This window comes from Actinacidiphila epipremni (genome assembly GCF_012034175.1).
In the GTDB taxonomy this organism is placed as follows: domain Bacteria; phylum Actinomycetota; class Actinomycetes; order Streptomycetales; family Streptomycetaceae; genus Actinacidiphila; species Actinacidiphila epipremni.
The window spans coordinates 1-18,439 of the sequence record NZ_JAATEJ010000034.1 but is presented as its reverse complement, the minus strand read 5'-3'; the positions used below and the strand labels follow the sequence as shown (position 1 = coordinate 18,439).

General features: G+C 69.6%; 10 protein-coding genes. 2 read left to right on the top strand and 8 right to left on the bottom strand.

The window, feature by feature from the left end:
• Positions 1–9: 9 nt before the first annotated feature.
• From HCN08_RS30825 to HCN08_RS30815, 3 genes are read right to left on the bottom strand one after another with little or no spacing between them, the layout of a single operon-like run.
• Entirely contained in the window at positions 10–1,026 is a 1,017-nt protein-coding gene (locus tag HCN08_RS30825; RefSeq protein WP_167986604.1) for a hypothetical protein, read from the bottom strand.
• Positions 1,023–2,318: a DUF2398 family protein gene (locus HCN08_RS30820; protein ID WP_167986603.1), complete on the bottom strand. Its 1,296-nt coding sequence runs from the start codon at positions 2,316–2,318 to the stop codon at positions 1,023–1,025. Before HCN08_RS30820 ends, HCN08_RS30825 begins: the two co-directional genes overlap by 4 nt.
• On the bottom strand, positions 2,315–3,850 hold the full coding sequence (locus HCN08_RS30815) for a DUF2397 family protein (RefSeq protein WP_167986602.1): 1,536 nt from the start codon (positions 3,848–3,850) through the stop codon (positions 2,315–2,317). Before HCN08_RS30815 ends, HCN08_RS30820 begins: the two co-directional genes overlap by 4 nt.
• Before the next feature lie 244 nt (positions 3,851–4,094).
• On the opposite strand from HCN08_RS30815, the gene HCN08_RS30810 reads away from it, so the two are divergent.
• Complete coding sequence (locus HCN08_RS30810; protein ID WP_167986601.1) at positions 4,095–4,514, top strand: hypothetical protein; 420 nt, start codon at positions 4,095–4,097, stop codon at positions 4,512–4,514.
• Positions 4,515–5,429: 915 nt separating this feature from the next.
• Entirely contained in the window at positions 5,430–7,379 is a 1,950-nt protein-coding gene (locus HCN08_RS30805) for a hypothetical protein (RefSeq protein ID WP_167986600.1), read from the top strand.
• Between the two features lie 309 nt (positions 7,380–7,688).
• Here the strand turns inward: HCN08_RS30805 and HCN08_RS30800 are convergent, their stop codons facing one another.
• The 5 genes from HCN08_RS30800 to HCN08_RS30780 all read right to left on the bottom strand — a co-directional run bounded on the left by HCN08_RS30800 (position 7,689) and on the right by HCN08_RS30780 (position 17,707).
• Positions 7,689–8,840 carry an endonuclease domain-containing protein gene (locus HCN08_RS30800; protein ID WP_167986599.1) on the bottom strand — a complete coding sequence of 384 codons (1,152 nt, stop codon included), beginning with the start codon at positions 8,838–8,840 and terminating at the stop codon, positions 7,689–7,691.
• 202 nt (positions 8,841–9,042) lie between these two features.
• The gene (locus HCN08_RS30795; RefSeq protein ID WP_167986598.1) at positions 9,043–11,835 is read right to left on the bottom strand and encodes an RNaseH domain-containing protein; all 2,793 of its coding nucleotides are present in this window, start codon (positions 11,833–11,835) and stop codon (positions 9,043–9,045) included.
• A gap of 45 nt (positions 11,836–11,880) precedes the next feature.
• Positions 11,881–15,147 (bottom strand): ATP-dependent DNA helicase, encoded by a 3,267-nt coding sequence (locus HCN08_RS30790; RefSeq protein ID WP_322974791.1) that lies wholly within the window; start codon positions 15,145–15,147, stop codon positions 11,881–11,883.
• The gene (locus tag HCN08_RS30785; RefSeq protein WP_240970593.1) at positions 15,144–16,382 is read right to left on the bottom strand and encodes a restriction endonuclease-related protein; all 1,239 of its coding nucleotides are present in this window, start codon (positions 16,380–16,382) and stop codon (positions 15,144–15,146) included. The genes HCN08_RS30790 and HCN08_RS30785 overlap by 4 nt, the downstream gene beginning before the upstream one ends.
• 86 nt (positions 16,383–16,468) lie before the next feature.
• A complete protein-coding gene (locus HCN08_RS30780; RefSeq protein WP_167986596.1) occupies positions 16,469–17,707 on the bottom strand; it encodes a helix-turn-helix domain-containing protein in 1,239 nt (412 codons plus the stop codon).
• Between the last annotated feature and the right edge of the window lie 732 nt (positions 17,708–18,439).

Below are 18,439 nucleotides of genomic sequence, written 5' to 3'. Positions count from 1 at the left end.
GGCCTCGGCTTACCGCCCCGCGGCCTGCTGCACCTCCTCACCGGCCTGGCGTTCACGCCTGGTCTGCGCGTCGAATCGGGTGTTCGCCGCGATCAGCGAGGCGGCTTCGACCACCGCCACCGCCTCCACATACCGGCGATAGGCCCGCTCGGCGCCCTGCAGCAGCTTCTCTTCCGCCCGGGCACGGTCCAACTGGCCCTCGAGCTCAGAGATCCGCTCCATCGCCTGAGCGATGACCATCAGCCGCTCACCGTCCAGCGCGGGCAGCGCACTGGACAGCAGCCGGCCCATCTCCGCCGCGGAGATCGCCTCCGCCGTGCGCACACTGCGCAGACTGCGCAGCACCCCCACCAGTGCGTCGAACTGCACCTCGTCCAGCGGCGCGAACAGCTCCTCGCGCACCGCCCGCCGGTAGTCGTGCTCGTCCCCGACCACCCGCAGATGCTCCGACAACCGGGCCCGGTTCGACGTCGCAGAGGCGGCGCTGGAGGTGAAGGCATGCCCCTGGCAGGCAGCCAACTGCGCGGCGAGGTCACCGATCCGCACCGGCTCCCGGTCCACCTGCAGCCGCAAGCCCTCCCCGACGCGCCCCCGCGCCAGGAAGAACACCCGGTGCACCACCTTGCCGACCGACCGCAGCCACAGCCCGGTCGTCACATACTCCACAGCCCCGCCTCCGGTGCGCCGCCCGTACTCCAGCCACCACACCCCCGTGCGGTCCTGCTGCTCGTCCCGGTCGGTGTGCCGGCTCAGCAACGTTCCCGCTGCCTTCCCCGACACCGACAAGGCGGTCTGCGACACATCCGCGTCCAGCAGGACCGTGACCAGCATCGACGCCGACAAGGACTTCCCGGATCCGTTCGGCCCGGCGAGCGTCAGCCACCCGTCGGCGAACAGCAGTTCCTCCTCGGCCCAGGCCCAGGAGTTCACCACCCCGGCCCGCGTGGGCTGCCACCGGCCTTCCGCGACCGGCACCCCCAGTCCGACGTCACCGGCCCCGACGGGCCCGTTCCCGGCGATCCTCACGCGTCCCCCTCACTCGGCTCGATACCGGACGTCCCGCCGGGCTCGGGCCCCGCCGTGCCGCGGGCCGCGTGCGCCACCCGCACCCGCCACAGGTGCACCCCGGGCGTCGCCCGCCACTGCTCCGCCTCACCCGCCATCGGCACCAGCAGCCGTGCGGCCGCCAGCTCACCGATCGCTGCCCGCGCCAACGCAGGCAACTGCGCCTTGTACCCGGCCGCCCAGTTCGGCATCACCGCCCGCACCTCCTCCAGCAGCTCCACCACGTCACCCACCTGCACCACGAAGCCGGCCCGGTCCCGCTCGGCCAGGTGAGCCAGCAACGCCAATGCGGCCTGCCGTTCCATCCGCCGCCCATTGGGGAAGTCCATCGCGGTTCCCAGCCCACTGGGATCGGTGACCTCCCACCAGTCCCGGCGCACGCTCACCCCCAACCCCAAGCCGGCCAGCAACGCCAGCCCCCGCTCCCGGCCAGCCAGCGTGTGCAGGTACGCCGTTCCCGGCGTCTGCTCGTCGAAGGGATCCACGCCCGGGTCGTCCACCAGCCGCCGCAGCGCCTGCAGCCGCCGCTCCTCCACCGATGCCACCTGGTCCGGCGCCGGAGCCACCGGGTCGAGCAGCGAAGCGGTCGACAAGGCCGCCGCGTGCTCCTGCGCGGGCAGCTCGTCCAGGCCGAGCAACGCGGGGGACAACGACGAGAACCGCGCCGCCAGCCGGTCCCTCAAGGCTGTCACCACAAGGTCGGCGTCCTCGTCCACCACGACCCGCTCCAGGTCGGAGTCCGCCTCCACCGAACCCTCCGCCTCCAGCACCTGCAGCGCGTCCACCAGGTTCTGCCGGTGCCAGCGGGCCTCCTGCTTCGACATCCCCTCCCCGGCCACCCACTGCACCCGCGGTAGCCCACCCGAGGCGGCCTCCTGCGCGCACACCTGCGCGAGCGCCTGCATCAACTCCCGTACGCTCATCCGCGGCCGCCGCCACAACTGCTCACACACCAAGCACACCAGGACCAGCGCCTCCTGCGACAGCAGCACCGGACGGCCCCCGCCGCGAGCCACCGCAGGCCCCCGGTCACCCGGGACATCCACACGCCGCTTGTGCAGCCGGACCAGCTGCGCCACCTCCAGCACCTCCAGCGTCCAGCCCAGCTCCGAGCGGAACAGCCCCGCGAGCGCGGCCTGCCCCTTCACCGCCGCCCGGTACAGCTCCGGCTCGGCCTCGGCCCGAACCCGTCCCCGGTCCACCAGCACCCGGGCCGCATCCCGCAGATCGGCCTCCAACGCCTCGCCGTTCATGCCACCCCCTGCACAACCGCTTCTCCGGCCCGCTCACTCGCATCGACACGAATACGCAGATCCGGGCCGGTCAACACCCCTTCGGTGAACTCCACACGGACCTGGCGGCCCGCCGTCCCCGGACGCACCCGCACCACGACGTTGGCCCCCTCGGCCACCGCGGACCCTGACCCCAGCTCGGGGTCGAACTCCTGCCGCGCGACCTCAATCGCCCGCAGCAAGATCACCAAAGCATCCGCCGCCAACCCCGCGAAATGCTCCAGCCCCACCTCCCCGGGCGTCACCAGCACCCGGGCGAACCGACGACGCAGCTGCGCCTCCTCGTGCGCCTGCGCCAGCGCGCTCTGGCGGTCCACGGCGGTGTCCGCCAGCTTCCGCGGCCTGCCACCAGGCCGCCCCACCCGCTCGTGCTCACGCAGCGTCACCTCCACGCGGTGCGCCGCGATCCCGGCCGCCGCCACCGCCGCGTGCGCCACGTCCTCCTCGGCCGGCCCGATCTGAGCGTGCCACGCCGGCCAATCGCCGAACGCCGCCCCGTACACGCGCCGCGCCTGCTCCCCGCCACCCTGCCGGTGCAGGCTGCGTGCCACAGAGCGGAAGTCGGCCCCCAGATCCGCGCCCCTCCTCCTGGCCGCGTAACGCCGGTCGATCGCGATCAGGAGCGTGTGCACAGCGCCGGTAGCCGAAGCGATCAGCCGGTAGATCGTCCCGTCGGGTGTGAACCACGCCTCCAAGTCGGCCAGGCGACGCATGCGCTCGTCCACCCAGTGCTGCTGCTCGGCCGGATCCACCAGACCCGCGTGCACGGCCGCGGTCTCCACGACCGGTCCGTGGCCCGTCTCCCGCAACGCCGCCAGTGCGTCCCCCACCCGCCGCAGCGCGCGTCCGTACTCCCGCGGGAACTGCCGCAGCGCCTCGAGCACCCGGTCCCGGTTCCTGCCGAACACGTCGTCGTCCGTGACATCGGACTGGACCATCTGCGCCAGCGCACCGTAGAAGTCGGCCGTCACGCGTTGGAGCTCGTCGATCCGGGTCCGCACATCATCGAGATCACCCGTCAGCAGCCCAGGATCGCTTCCGAAATGCTCCAGCATCCGGCGGATCGTCTGCTCCACACCGTCCAGCAACCGGCTCGGCAACTGCAGTGCACGACGTGAATCCAGCACCGCTGCCCGCACAGCGGCTACCAGCGCCCGCCCCCGCAGCGTCAACGCCCAGGCCTCTTGCCGCGAGATCACCCCGCGGTAGCTGCGCACCGGCGCCGCATAGTCCCGAAACGGCTTGGCGAGATCCCACCTGGCCAGTTGCTCCAGCGACGCCAGCAACTGCTCCTCGGCCAGCGCGTCGTGGTAACCCACGGTGCATAGCTGGTCGAGGATCTGAGCCGGTGTCCACATCGGGCCGCGGGTGGACAACTCCTCCAACGCGGCCAGCAGGGCCGTATAGCGTTCCCGCACCAGGTCCTCCGGCAGGGCGAACACCGTCCAGTCGCTGGACAGAACGCTCCGCCACCACTGTCGCGATTGATCCATGCCGGCTCCCTCGCCCCCTACCACTCGCGCAGGCTTCCCAGTGTGAAGGCCACCACTGACAGATCTCCCACGAACCGGGAGTAACGGCCGTTTCCACGGGGACGCAAAGGATCACCGACCAGCGCCTCGCCGTCCCGGCCGCCTACCGGGGCAGCGACGCAGGCGACCTGCTCGGTGCGGGACGGACTTCCTGCGGCGCCAGGACCGGTGTGTGCCAGGATCGCCATGTAAAGGAGGGTGCGCGGTGAGTTCGCTGCAGGTGGATGTGCTGGCCTACGAGGCACCGTGTGAGCGGTGTTCGTTCTCCCTGTGGTGGGTGTTCGGGCTGCTGCCGTCGTACCGGCCGCGCGGTGAGGAGTTCACCACCACGGACTTCCCCGAGGCCGTCGACATGGCGCGCCGCATCCTGGCGGCACCGGACGGTGACACGGCAGACGTCGCGGCGCAGCTGTATGACCGGCCCGCCTGGCAGCGGGGCCGCAGCTTCAACCCGAACCGGTGTGGCGCTTGTGGGCATCATGCCGACTGGCACGTCCTCGACGCGATCCTCACCCACGTCTACCACCACAAGGGCTGGATCCATGCCGCCGCCGGCCGGGTCCCCGTTCCTGAATGGCGTGCGATCAGAGGCGGCGGACAGGGAATCCACTGGCCGTACTGCTGACCACCGCCGCTCCGGCTTCACCGTTTTGCCGTGCCGTCTTGAGGACCACTGGGTGATCGCTGATCCCCATCCTGACCGCTCGCCCACTTCCGGTTGGCCCCGGACCCCGGATGCCCCGTTCCGCCCCACATGCCGCAGTGGCAGCGCAGTCCAGCACCTGAAGATCCGGGCTCGCACGGTCACATGGTCTCCGCGTGCAGGACCGGCACGACCCGCGCTACGCAGTGCCGTCTGCCGGGAAGCCAGCGACGACCTTTCACCGCAATCTCCTTGCACGGGTGGACGAGCTTCACCAGCCATGCCCGCGCCGGGGCAGCCCGTGCAACCCGAGGCAGAAATCCGTGCCTGTCATTCCACCGGGGCTTGCGGCGGGTGTGCAGATCCGCGTGTGGGCAGCATCTGACCTGCTGTGCTGCGGCGTCTTTGATGCTGCACCGGGCTCGTACTGCCGGCACGGCCGTCTCCGTGATGCGATCCGCAAAGTGAAGCCGAGAACCATGCCCGACCTGCCCGGACACGAACGCGCTCTGTGTCCAGGACAGTTGTCGTAATTTAGGCATCTGAGGCGACCGCGGCGCGCCACTCGGGAGCAGGCGGCGCATCCGCAGCGGCTGCCCGGCCTCTGCGCCAACCGATACTGATTCCCGGAGGGCCCGATGAGGCATCAGTAGGCCGGATGCCGCTTGCCAGCGGCGGACGCGGCCTGAACGGGCTTTCGCTGGGATGCGGTGGACGACCCTAAAAAGAGACAACCGCGCAGCCTCACACAGCCGATCCCTGCATGACACCGCACGACACCGGACACTGGCCCATGCGGATTTGCGGAGAAGCGGGTTCCGGGTTCTCCCTACCAGCGCAGCTGCGGTGGGCCAGGATGGGCCCCGGCAACGGCATTGCACTGCGAGAAAGGTCTCGATGACCAGCGACGACATGCGCACCGGACTGCCGCCGGCTTTCCTGGCGGCGCTGGCCGGGCAGGCGGGACCGCAGGCGCAGCCTGTGCGGCTGGCGCTGCAGCGTGTCCAGAACCTGCCCGAGGGTGCCGCGCGGGACGACTTGCTGCTGGCGCTCCTGGAAGGCGCGCTGCGCGAGACTGCGCCGCAGTGGCTGCTGGAGCAGGCCATCGAGTCTGGTCTGCGCGAGGACCAGGACCCGGAGTGGAGTACTGCCGGGCAGGTGGCCGCGACTGCCCTCGCACACCCCGCGTGCACCGAGCCTGTACGCGACAAGGCCTTGCACAACTGCACCGCCCAGCAGTTGGGCGCACTGGTGCGCCGCTCGCGCTCCGCCCGTCTCGCCGAAGCTGTCGCCTCCCACCTCGGGCAGTGCGAACCGGCGCCGCAGCCGATGACCGTGGACCGGCTCAAGAACCCGGGAACCGCCGAACTGCTGCTGGCCGCGCCCGGCCTGCCCGACATCGTCCTGGCCGCGGCGCTCAACCTGCTGCCGACCCGGCCCGCGCTCGATGAGTCCGCAGAGGCCGGCGGGGACGGTGATCGCCCAGCCCAGGCCTTCCGGTTGTACCGGGATGCGGTGAAGGCGTGGGAGCAGATGTGGGGCGCCGTCGTCAACGCCCAGGTCAGAGGCGCGCGGAGCCTGCTGGCGTGGGCGGGGGACACACCCGCGCGCAGCGTCATCCGCGACCACCTCCTGGGAACCCTTCCCTGGGACGTCGAGCCCGGCCTCTTGGAGGAGGCCGCTGCCGAGGACCTGGCCGCTTTCGCTACGGCGGAGGCCGTCACCCGGGTATGCCGCCTGCTGGCGGCGAATACCCCAGTGCTGGAAGTCCGTAACCAACTCCGCGACGTCCTCTCGAACCTGCCGCCCGCAGGCTGCGAGCAAGTCGAGTTCTACCTCGACGACGCGCACGGGCGACTTGTGCAGATCGGCGCCCGCCATGCCGTCTCGTGGGCCGCGGAACGCACGCACAGCACCTGGCGGTACCTGCTCGATCCCGCCCAGGCCCGGCAGTGGGGCCAGCCACGGGACTGGCAGGCGTCCGAAGACCTCCTGACCCGGATCGGCCGCAGCTTCGCCACTACAACGCTTCCCGCGCTGCACCTGTGGGAGCCCGACACGAGCCGCTACGCCACCTCCCACGCACACGAACTGCGCTGGCTGCACATGCTGCTGGTCCACCTGCCCCAGATCACCGACGACGTCCGCCAGCAGGCGGGTGCCGCGCTGCCGCACCTGCGGCCGCACACCGGCTACAGCTCGGGCGCCTCCGGCTACGAGGCACGCCAGCAGGAACGGGAGCTGGACGACCTGCGTGCCACGATCCGACGCATGCTCAACGACACCGCAGCGACACACCGCGCCGCAGCCCTTGGCTCCCCGCAGGAGGTCACCGCCGCGCAGCTGGCGCGCGTCGATGAGCAAGCGTTGCGGGACTACCTGGAACGCCACCACAGCGACAGCCTCGTGGAGAAGGCCTTGCTGTCCTTCATCTCCGCCGCGCAACACTCCCAGTCTTCGTTCGCCGAGATCCTCGCCCTGCACAGCACCCCCGCACAGGCGCTCGTAAGGATCACCGCCGAGCTGCGCAGCCGGGCCGGCGGGGGACCGCAGAACCGTGAGCGCTGGACCCGGTTGGCCCTCGCCTCGCCGGACCCGCCCGAGGACCTGATCCGCGCCCTGCCGGCCTGGACGGCGCTGAGCACTGGCGGGAGCAGGTTCGACACCGCGCATCCGCAGGTGACGAGGCTGGTGCTGTCCGCCCTGGGCGACAGCGAGGGAGCATGGGCCCGCTTCGCCGACAGCCCCGCCTCCTACGCCGGGCCCACAGCCTGGCTGCGACTCGGCGACGTCCTGGACGCCGCGGTCGAAGGCACCGACTGGCCGCGGCCGCCTGCGGCTCACTGACGCCGCCAGGCAGGGCACGTCCGAATGCTCGGCAGCGTCGCATCGGGGACCGCGACGCCGAGCAGGTATGCCTGGGCCAGTGGATCAGTAGCCTGCGCCGCCATCGCGTGACTTTGCCCCCACCGTGCCACATCACCGACATAGAGGAGTCTGGTGTGCGGTGATGACCACGTCGCCCCGGGCTTCGAGGAAAGCGGCCACTGAGCCAACGTGCCGCTGTTCCGCTCGGCGATGATCGGCACCGCGGGCACGGTGGGAAGCGCGGCCTCGGCGGTCGGCCCGGTCGAAGTACTCAACGCCCAGGGATGGCTACGACTCATCACCCTGTTCGCCCAGCGCGCGATCGACGAAGGCACGCACGATACTGCGTACCTCGCTGGCGGGCACCTTCTGTACCCAGCGCATGTTGGGCCCGGGCCAGTGGTTGCAGGCAATGCTGTGCGTGGCGCACCCTTCGTGTGGTTCGGGCTGGAAGGTCAGGAGCACGATCTCAGCGTGGTGGCGTGGGGGGAGGGTGCGTTCTCGGCGGCAGCCGGTACAGGTCAGCAGGTGCTGCAGAGAACCCTTGCGCTGCAAGTAGTTGAAGCCGCCCCCCTCGTAGGTGTTGCAACTGGCACACACCGGGCCCCGGATGTCATGGTGTTGGTGGCAGTGGTCGAAGTAGTAGGCGGGACGGGGTTCTTCGCACAGGCAGCACAGGTAGGCGCCGGCGCGGGTGTTCTTCGACAGAGAGCTGTAGGCGACGCCTCTCAGGTGGCCGGTGTAGGTCTGGAATCGGCTGCCGGCGCATGCGGCACACCGGGTGATGAATCCGCTGGAGCTTGAGGTGCGGTGTTGCCGCACGTCCGCCTCGGCACCGCAGTCGCGGCAGATGGATGCGGCCTGGTTGAGGCTCGCCTGGACGGAATCCGCATTGGTCAGCAGCTGTGCGTAGGCCCGGGGGATCTGCCAGTGCTGTCCGGACCAGGTCAGCAGGGGACCGGGCCGGGTGCTGGCGATGATCAGGCGATAGCCGCCGGGAAGATTCTCCAGAGCGAGGGGATCGGGCAGGTCGCCATCTGCCGCCTCGGCCTCGGGGACTTCGCAGCATCCCAGCACATTGCAGCCGCATTTCTGGGCATGGCGGTGCAAATACTGCGTGTGGCTGATCCAGTTGGCGATCTTCTGACGCCAGCCGTCGCCCTCGGCAGGCTGGTCCGAGTGGTGAGGCGACAGCAGTGGGACGGTGTCGTCCAACTGGACTTCGAGGGAGGCAAGTTTGACTCCGGCGCGCCGGACGTCACGGTCATCCAGACGCCATTGGCCTTTGTGCTTGTAGCCGCGAATGGCGGCGTCACCGATGAGCACGTGGCCGTTGGATAGAAACCAGTAGCGGGAAAGACCCGCGGGCGCGGCCGGTACCGGGCCGGCTTCGGTGAGATCGGTAAGGATCTGCTGCGCAGTGTCAGGGGAAATGAGCATGGCTTGGCCTCGAAGAGGGGGTTGGGAAGGGAGACAAAGGCGGCCCCCGCCGAGCACCGCGCGCAGGGCGTACGCCGCTCGGCGGTTGTGCGCGAAGGATGGTCTCCTGCGCGGCGCCGGATGTGGTCGGTCGACAGTGCGGAGTCGGCCCGGGCGGGGAAGGGAGATCCTGCTCTCGTCCCCCGCCCAGGATGCTCTTGGTTCAGTTCTCAGGCTCCTCGACAGGGCTGCTGTTGATGGAGCGCTCGCCGGTCTCATTGGCGTCTTGGTCGGCGGGCACCGCGGTGCGGCGGTATTGCGGGTGGTCGAGGTCCATCTGCTGTGCGGCGTGCAGGGGGACGGGGTAGCGGGTGCGGTTGGCCCAGGCCAGGGGCTGGTGACACAGGCGGGCGGCCATCAAGGCCAGGGACTGGGGTTCGATCGGGGCCGTCTCCAGGCCCGCAGAGGTGGCGGCGATGATGGGGTAGATCTCGGTGGCGGTCATGGTGTACCAGGGCGCCCGGACTTCGTTCTTGCGGCGGTCTTTGGGGTCGGATGATCCGGGGTCGGCGCTCCAGCGGGTCTTGTCCTCGCCGAGGCGTCCAGCCCCTGCGCCGTCGAACTGATTGGGGACGGTGGCCAGCAGCCATGTGGGGGTGCCCAGGTCGGGCTCGACCTGGTAAAGCAGGTTGGTCACCTTGTTGGTGCGCACGGCCGTGCCCTCTTCGTCAAGGTGGCTGACCTGGACCGGGCGCGGCACCTCGTCCATGTCTTTGTTGATGCGGATGACGGCCAGGGGGCGGTCCCTGGGGGCGAGGGTGCTGCCGGGCAGCCAGGTGGTGCCGGGCTGGGAGGGTTGTCCCTGGCGCCTGTTGTGCAGGCCCATCCACAGGCGGCGCACGCCGACTGCGTCGACGGTGACGGTGTAGGGGGTGCCGCCGAGGAAGTCGGCGAGGTCGAGGAGGGACTGGTCGAGGAGGGCGGCGACTTTCTTGTAGCCCTGGTTGTCGTCGTCGAACTCGGTCATCTTGCCGGTCGGGTACGGCTCGGCGTGGAACGCGGCCTGCGCCTGGTGGTAGGGGCGCCATGTCCGGTCGGTGTAGCTCCAGCCGTGCAGCGTCCACGCGCCGCCTTCGGCAGCGGGCGGTACGAGGACGCTGGCAGTGATGCAGATCTTCGCGGTCCGGTCCTTGCCCTGGCGGCTCTGGCGGCGTACGTGGATGCCGCAGTGAGCGATCTGGCCGGGTTTGTAGGGACCGTGTGCATCCACCATGACCTGGTCGATACGCCGGTCGATGATGCCCAGGCTGCGGCACAGGTCCAGTAGAGAGGAGATGACCTGGTGGTCAGCGGCCGGTTTGTCGGAGTCCTTCTTCTTTTTCCTGGGGATCTTGCGGTCGCCGGTGAACTGGGACACTGCGCCGAGCGCGGCCAGGGTGCGGCGCGCCCGGTACTTGGCGTCCTCATCCGGCGCCGGCCTGCCGGTGCTGGTCTGGCTGTCGTCCGTGGTGCCGGGTTCCGGTTCCTCTTCGTCGCTGCCTGCGGCGAACTCGGTCTCGGCCCACACCCCGACCAGGGTGCCGGGCTGGGCTTTGAGGGAGGTGACGTGCTCGATGTCCTCGATGCGGCCCGAGGCGGGGCTGTGGGCCAGGAACGTGGGGACCTGATGGAAGACCGCGCTGACGTGCCCGCCGTCCAAAGGCACAGGTATACCTTCGGCGGGGTCGAGGGCCTGGGGGTCGAGGCCGAAGACGCCGGCGAGACCGTGCAGCATGCGGGTGCGGTTCTCGTCCCGGAACCACAGGCACACGATGCGCAGGTGCGCGTAGCCCATGGCGTCCAGGGAGCGGACGATGTCGTCGGGTTTGACGGCAAGTTCGGCCTGCGCCAGTTGCTTGAAGCCGCGGGCCCGGGCGTCCTGGACGATCCTCGGGCTGTCCGCGCCCAGGACGTCGCCGAAGTGGCGGTGCAGTTCGCGCAGGTGGTGCATGCCGACGCCGCGGCCGATCGGGAAGGAGAAGTTCTTGCTGTGCAGGGGGCGGACGCTGCCCAGTTCGACCGGGCCGCGCACGGGGGGCTGCGGGTTGCCTGAACCCCTCTCGGCCGCCGCTGCCGCCGCCTCGGCTTCCTGCTCGGCGTCGACGCGCTGCTGGACGCCGTGCAAGACGGAGTGGTCCATGCCCAGGCGGGCCAGGGTCTGCAGGGCCATGCGGTGGACGCGGCGTACCCGGCCGCGGCCGGCCATCTCGACTTCGACCAGCGGAAGCGCCGGATCGGCCTGCTCGGCCAGGACCGTGCGCGTGTAGGCCATGCGGCTGGCGACGCGGGTGGACTGGGCGGAGACGAGGATGAGCGGGTCGGTCAGGTTGGGCAGGGTCTTCATCGTCAGGCGGATACGAGCCAGGGCGTGCGCCGTTTTCGACTTGTTCGTCCAGGGCTGGTCCCAGGCGACCAGCCCGCCGTTGCTGTCGGACCTGAAGATGATCTGCCGGCCGTCCACGCTCCATGTTGTGCGGGCCAGCCGCTGGGACAGGTCCCAGGCAACCGTGCGGTAGACCCAGTTGGGCGCGTCGGGCTGCCGACCGGGTGAGACGGTGAGGTAGTCGGCCAGGAGCCGCTCGTCCTGGGGCGTTTCGGCGACCCGCTCGGCCAGGGGGCTGGGACGGTTGAGGTCGATGTCGTCGATGTCGCGCCCAAGGATCAGACCGTGCATGAGGGTGAATGCGTCGCGCAGGGTGTCGTCGTTGACGCGGTGGCGGGTGGCGAGGAATCCCTGCTTGGGGTCGAATTGCACGTATCCGCCGGTTAAGCAGCGCAGGGCGCTGGTGAGCACCGAATGGGGGGCCTGGGCCTCTTCCCGGCTGATCATGTCCTTGTACTGCTTGTCCAGCAGCGTCCACATCGAAGTGACGCCTTTGGGGAACTCCCGCAGGTACACGGTGGCTCCGTCCAGCAGGGTGGGGGTGCACCGGTAGGCGAGGGTGTCCAGGTGGGGCCGGGTGGGTTGTGAGGGCATGGAACGGGTTCCTTCGTGATGTCTTCGGCGAGGGCGGGTGCGGATCTACAGGCGGTCGTCGTCGGGGTCGATGCCGGCGTAGGCCAGGAACGCGGCGAGTGCCTCCCGGTAGATGGCGTTCATCTGCCGGCGGACGTCGGGGGACCAGCGGCGGTGCATGCGCCGCAGGATGCCGGCGAGATCGGACTGCCAGGAGTCCTCGTGGAAGGCGTAGTCCACGAGGTGGAGGGTCATGTCGGTGCCGCCGCGGCGGGCCCGCCCGGCGAGCTGGATCATGTCGACGACCATGCCGGCGACGATCTCTTCCTGCAGGGCGTGGGCGGTGCTGATGAACCCCGGCGCGGACCTCATGATCATGCCCAAACGGGCCCAGGCCGCCGCCCGGGCCTCACGCAGCCCGTCGACGGGGTCGGCGCCGGCGTGGTCTGCGAGGGCGGCGATTCCTGCGGCGTTGACGCTGGCGTACATCTCTGCGGGGTCGGTCAGCAGCGCCAGCGGGCGGGTGCACAGGTAGACCGGGGTGATGGCGGACTTGGTGCCAATGACGATGTTCAGCCCGCGGGCGATGCGGGCCATCGGCACCACCAGGATCGTGCCCCGGTTGGGGAAGTCCTCGAACTCGTCCGGCGTCAGCTCCACGATGCCGGGCGGCAGCGGGGGCAGCTTGTCGCGCCATCGCCGGTCCGCAGGGACGGCCACGCACAGGCCCCCGGTGTACTGGCCGGCGGAGTGGATACCGAGAGCCACATGGCGGCAGTGCTCGTAGGAGTTGACGACGACCGCCGCGTGCGCGCGGTCGGGATCGGTACGGGCGATCCGGGCGAGCTCCTTGTGGATCACCGTGTCGTACAGGCGGTCGCCGAGGGTGATCAGGGCTTCCCGTTTGAGGTGCTGGGGGAGGCCGGAGATCTGGATGGCCTTGTTGGTGACCGAGTTGGTGATCATGTGCCGGCGGGCACGGATGCTGTCCGGGGCGGCGTCAGTCATCCACCACTTGACGGGTGCGTGGACGTGCTCGCGGACAGCCTGGGGGAAGTAGGCGGTGGCCGACAGGCCCATCACCGGACGCTCGGTGCCGGCCAGCGCGAGGGAGACGATGCTTCCGAGCTGCGCGGTGTAGGTGTGCGGGTCGCCGCTGATGCTCTGCGCGGTCAGCTCGGCGTTCTTCTCAGGGTTGTCCAGACCGGTGATCCGGTAGCCGACGATCGCCTTGCCGAGCATGCCGTAGGGCAGGATGCTGCCGGCGACACCGGTCTCCAGGCGCTGCGCGAGTTTGCGTGCCGAGCGCAGGCCGACCGACCGCAGCTGCGCCGTTTTGTTGCGCAGCAGCGCCAAAGTGTCGTCGAGCTCGGCCAGCCACATCCGCACGATAAGCAGTTCGACGGCTTCGCTGCGCTCGTGCGGGTCCTTCACGGTGTCCTCGAGCGCGTCGTGGAGGTCGAGCTGGACCTGCGCGAGCAGGTCTTCTCCGCGCGGCGCCAGCAGGTCTCCCAGCAGGTCGCGCACCGTGACCAGGTGCGGCTCGAGCACGGGCTGGCTGTCGTCAGGCGAGGGCTCCTCGCCGGTGCCGGGATGGGCCGGGCGCAGTGCGTTGAGGGTGTCAAACAGTTCCCCGGGGATCTCCTGCTCGCTGGTGATGCCCTGGTCGGGGAACAGCAGTGAGATCAGGCGCCGGTCGCGGCTGCCGGCCAGGTGCCATCCGGTGCTGTTGACGCCGGGCCGGTCCCGGGCGGCACCGTGACCCTCGTAGTGCCGCAGGTGCAGCAGGTTCTGGCAGATGCTGGCCAGGAGGAACTCCGACAGGTAGCGGGCGTGCGAGATCGTGGGGGACAGTGCCTTGACCGCTTCGGGAGGCAGCTTGGCTTTGTCCTCGTCCAGCTCGCGCAGGGGCACGGCCGGCTGGCGCCGCGAGTCCAGGACGAGTTCGCTGGAGCACAGGTCGAGGGCGGTCGACTGGAACTGGTCGACCTCGTCGATCATCAGGGCGTGCGAGCGGCGGAAGGCGAACTCCGCGACGGACAGGTCAGCCACCGCCCGTCCGTCCAGCAGGATCCCGAGATGGAAACGGCCGACCATGAAGTTGTGGTGGTTGGTGACCACTACCGAGGCCGTGCAGGCGCGACGGTGCTGCTCGTACTTGCCGCAGGTCGACATCCACGGGCAGGACGCGAGCCCGGAGGCCGGCGGCAGCGGAATCAGCGGCCGGCACGGCTCCTCACCCGGGGGATAGGGATGGGTGGACTGCGTGTGATGACTGAGCGCGCATCCGTACGAAAGCTGATCCAGCTTCCACGCCGTTTTGTCCGGCTGCTCCAGCAGCGGACCCTCGATGCGCGCGGCGACCTTCATCGCCCGCTCGTGCAGCCGCGACGGCGACATCAGCGGCGTGCATGTCTCCGGCCGGCCCAGATGCCGCAGGTCCTGCTCGATGTCCCACGCCGCGGACAGCGTTGCCTCCACCGTCGGCAGCACGATGGTGAGGGTCCTGCCGTTGATCGCGAACCAGGAGGCCGCTACCCGCACCATGACGCTCTTGCCGGTACCGGTGGGCGCGTTGAGGATTTCCAGCCCCCCGGAAAGCAGCTGGATCAGGTCCCTGACGGCGACGCTGTCGGTGGTGTGCAACTGTGCGAACAGGCCGGCCAGCACCGCTTGCACGTAGCGGTCCTCGGGCAGGTAGCGCTCGTCGATACGGCCGGCGAGCTCCAGGAGCTCACCGGTGGGCACGGGGACCTCGGCCTGATAGGGCACCGTGTGCACCTCTGGCAGATCGGCCGACTGCGCGGACGGGGGAGCCTTGTCGAACAGGGGGATAGTGGTTCTGCCCTGGATGAGTCCCGCCCCGGCGGAGTACTGCGTGCGGGGCAGCCAGATGCCCGGCGTCGCTGGCGGGACGGGCCTGCGCCGCGGGTGGTCACGGCACAGCCGGGCCAGCGTCCGGTCAACGTAGTCCAGCGGATCCCCGCCCACCACAGGGACCGCGGCCTCGGCGTGTTCCACCACGTCCGCCGGAGTGAACGGGATCGCGGGCGGCTCACCCGGGGCGACGTCGAGCAGTGACCGTGCCCGGGACGTGAACACTCCCAGCCCGGCCAGCTCCTCGGGAGCAGACGCCGTGACCTGGCCGATCCTCTGCTTCTCCTCGTGCGGCAGATCCTGCCAGCCGGCCCACTTGTCCAGCTGGCCGCTGAGGAGGAACGCGGCATGACGAAAGCGCGCCAGGACGTTCCCGGCCTCGTCCCGGTCAGGGAAGTAGTGGCCGGCCAGCGCCAGCGCGGCTCCCACCGCGCCGGTGCTCTTCGACAGCTTCACGCCCACGGCACACCTGCCGTCCGGCAGATCAGCGCGCCGATCCCGCCCGCTGTCGCCACGTCGAGGTCGAACTCCTCGCAGACCCTGCCGAGCAGCGGCAGGCTCGATTCCCGGTAGTCGGGCACCACCAGCCAGTCGGCTCCACCGGCGTCCCCGCCGTCCGCCTGCACCTTCTTGGCCAGCAGGATCGCCGAGGTGTAGTCCTTGACATCGATACGGAACTCCCTGACGGCCCGTCCCTTCCCCGCCCGCACGTACAGGTCGTAGGCATCCAGGTCGGGCCACAGTTGCGGCTCCAGCCCCCGCTCGGCCAGCGCGTCGTACAGGGCGATCTCCACCAGCCCGGGGATGGTGGTCCAGCGCCACACCCCCCGTGACAGGGCCTTGTGCCCCTCAGCAGGGAGGGGCTCGGGCACATGCCCGGTAGTATCGGCGAAGAGCACCGCCTGCTCGCCGACAGGCCGGGCTGGGGGAGGGCCGGGGACCAGTACGGGCGGCCGACCCAGCTCGGGAATCTTGAACGTGAACGCGGCACCCCAAGCGGTATGCGGCCGATGGAAGCAGCGCACGCTGCCCGTCCTCGCGCCGCCCCGTCGCGCGTGAACGGTGACCCGCATGGGCCAGCGGCAGATCGGGCACGCGAACCACCAGCGGTCCCAGACAGCATCGAAGGTGATCGGCCGGTAGAACTCGGCGACACTGCTGGGCAGGTTCAGGCGACGCAAGTCCTTGTCCGGCCCGGCCGGTGTGCGGATCAGACTGGAACGACCGTGGACGTAGGCATCCTGGTCCATCCTTTTCCTCAGCGCCGAGAACACACGATCCTGATCCATTTCCGCCTCGAGGATCTCCGTGCTGGTCGTGCGCCCCTCCCGGGTGGTCTTCGCCAACGCCCGCAGCACGACCCGCTGTTCGACCTGCAGGTCGAAGTAGTCCTCCTCGAAACTCCCGTCCGGTGCGATGAGTCGGACGCCGTCCATCTCCTCGGCCGGAACCGTGTCGGGCAGCAGCCTCGACAGATCTCCACTCAGCAACTCCCGGAAGACACCGAAAGGCAAAGGGACGCCGGGGCTGCGGGCAGCCAGAACGCGGCCGTGCGCGTCCATCAGCGTCCGCAGCCGCGCCTCGGGCGGCTGCTCAGTATCGGTGAGCGCCTTGGCCGCCATCGCCGCAGACGCCATCACCATGTGCCGGACGGAAGCATCCGATAAGCCGCTGACTGTCGAAGAATCCATGCCGGGCACTGTAGAGGGCACCACTGACAATCCAGCGCGCACCACCTAAATCAATCAAGTGTGCGAATTTGGCTTCTCCGTGCGGATCAGTTCCCCGCATCCCTCCGCGGATACAAGTCCTCGTACCTCTGCAGATTTTCAGCGATGTGCGACCGGCCAGCCGCCGTCACCACCCAGTGAAAACTCCGACCAGGCCCCGCCCCAGTCGGCCTCTCCTCTACAGCGACGCAGTCGATGTACCCGCGGCTGAGCACACCACGTGGCCGGTACCCCGTGCCCAGATAGAACTTCGCCCTGCCCCACAGGTCGTCCTCCGCCAACCCATCAGCTCCCGCCTCGGCCACTTTGACCAGCGCGCGCCACAACCACTCCGAAAGCAGACCCCCGGGCGGCCGCCGCGGTGCCCCCTCCCGCAGCCCCGCCCGCGCACACGCCCGGCCCACCCGCGTCATCTCCACCACGACCCTCGGCACGAAACCCACAGGGAACACCTCGACCTGGTCCTCACTAACCCTCAGCAGCCCGCGCCGCGCCAGGGCATGCAGCGTCGCACCCGCTCCGGCATCGTGCCGGCCCTCAGCTCGCAGACGCTCCTGAACATCGGTGTACGCAGTGAACGCCGGATCAGCCCTCACTGCGAACGGAACGCGCCGCCACTGGGAAGCCGGCCCCGGATCACGCCCTGCGGAACGATGCTCCTCCGCCTCCCGCTCGGCGCGCTGATCCTCCCGAAAACAGGCCGCCAGGTACGCACGCTGCCGCGCATTGAGATCACGCCACGCCTGCTGCGCGCGGGACGGACTCTTCGGCTTCGGCGACGCGGCCCCAGGAATGTCCTCCCGCAGGAGGTGGGCCTGACCGGGAAACGCACGGAACCAGCTGCGCCGGACGACGTCGGGTGAAACGCCATAGGTCTCCGCCAGCGCCGCGATGACTCTCTTGAGAAGTGCAGGGTCCATCCACGCCACGACGTCCTGACCGGACTCAATGGCCTGCAGCTTCCACTCCGTTGGCCCTAGCCCCTCCGGAAGTCGGCTCCTGAGCAGGCGTACGGCCCGCACCCGATCCAGGCCGGCAAAGCGCCGCAGATCCCCGAGCGATTCCTCACCCACCGGGACCCCGGCCAGAGCCTGAGGGGAGGTGCACAGAGCCTCAGCAAGCCTGACCAGGGTGCCAGGAGCGGGCGAATGGCACCCCTGCTCGTAGTTCGCGATCTGCCGGGCCGACACCCCCACCCTCTCTGCAAGCCGTACCTGGCTTAATCCGGCGTCGCGACGCAGGAGAACCAGCACGCCGTGCGCGAGAGGTTCGAGCCGACGGGTCATGCTTCCATCATAGACTTCATAGAAGTCTATGATGGAACCGGAAACCGGCGAGTCCCGGTAATCGGGCTGCTGGTTCGGAGACGCGTTCCCCTTGGCACGCGACCGCCATCACCATGGCGGTCGATCAGGAAACCAAGCCGCGCGAAGCAGCAACGCGAGGCTGCCTGCAGCTCCGGGAGAAGACGCGGACGCCACCGGCAAGCGCGCCGGCGGACTGGTAGTCAGCGCTGACCGGATCGACGCGATCGCCGTACCTGGGCGGCCCACGCCGGTACGGGCGAGCGAGGCACCACCAGACCGGTGTGATGAACAGTCAGCAAGGACTTCCCTCACGCGTAGCTGCTTTCGTGACGGGTCGGCAACGTGCCGCCGGACTCCACACTGGGCGCCGGCAGGCGCCCCATGTGTTCCTCGGTCTCTCAAGCTCGGCTCGCCAGAAGCCGAGCAACGCCGAACCTTGCTGAGCTCTCCCCGGCAGGGGAGAGCCAACTCAAATAACTGTGAAACCAGAACCTTTGACATCACTGGGCGCCGGCAGGCGCCCCATGTGTTCCTCGGTCTCTCAAGCTCGGCTCGCCAGAAGCCGAGCAACGCCGAACCGTTGCCTCATGGGCCGTCAGGCCCATCCCGTTCCCGGTACCAGCACCACCAACTCGGGCCCGCCAGGGCCCGAACCTTGACTTACCCACAGTCATGCCGTCAGGCATGACGACGCGACACCTATCGGGCCGT

Excerpts from the sequence above, each read along its gene's own strand:
- HCN08_RS30785 (WP_240970593.1), bottom strand. The coding sequence starts at position 16,382 with ATGGATTCTTCGACAGTCAGCGGCTTATCGGATGCTTCCGTCCGGCAC.
- HCN08_RS30815 (WP_167986602.1), bottom strand. The coding sequence starts at position 3,850 with ATGGATCAATCGCGACAGTGGTGGCGGAGCGTTCTGTCCAGCGACTGG.
- HCN08_RS30800 (WP_167986599.1), bottom strand. The coding sequence starts at position 8,840 with ATGCTCATTTCCCCTGACACTGCGCAGCAGATCCTTACCGATCTCACC.
- HCN08_RS30780 (WP_167986596.1), bottom strand. The coding sequence starts at position 17,707 with ATGACCCGTCGGCTCGAACCTCTCGCGCACGGCGTGCTGGTTCTCCTG.
- HCN08_RS30820 (WP_167986603.1), bottom strand. The coding sequence starts at position 2,318 with ATGAACGGCGAGGCGTTGGAGGCCGATCTGCGGGATGCGGCCCGGGTG.
- HCN08_RS30795 (WP_167986598.1), bottom strand. The coding sequence starts at position 11,835 with ATGCCCTCACAACCCACCCGGCCCCACCTGGACACCCTCGCCTACCGG.
- HCN08_RS30805 (WP_167986600.1), top strand. The coding sequence starts at position 5,430 with ATGACCAGCGACGACATGCGCACCGGACTGCCGCCGGCTTTCCTGGCG.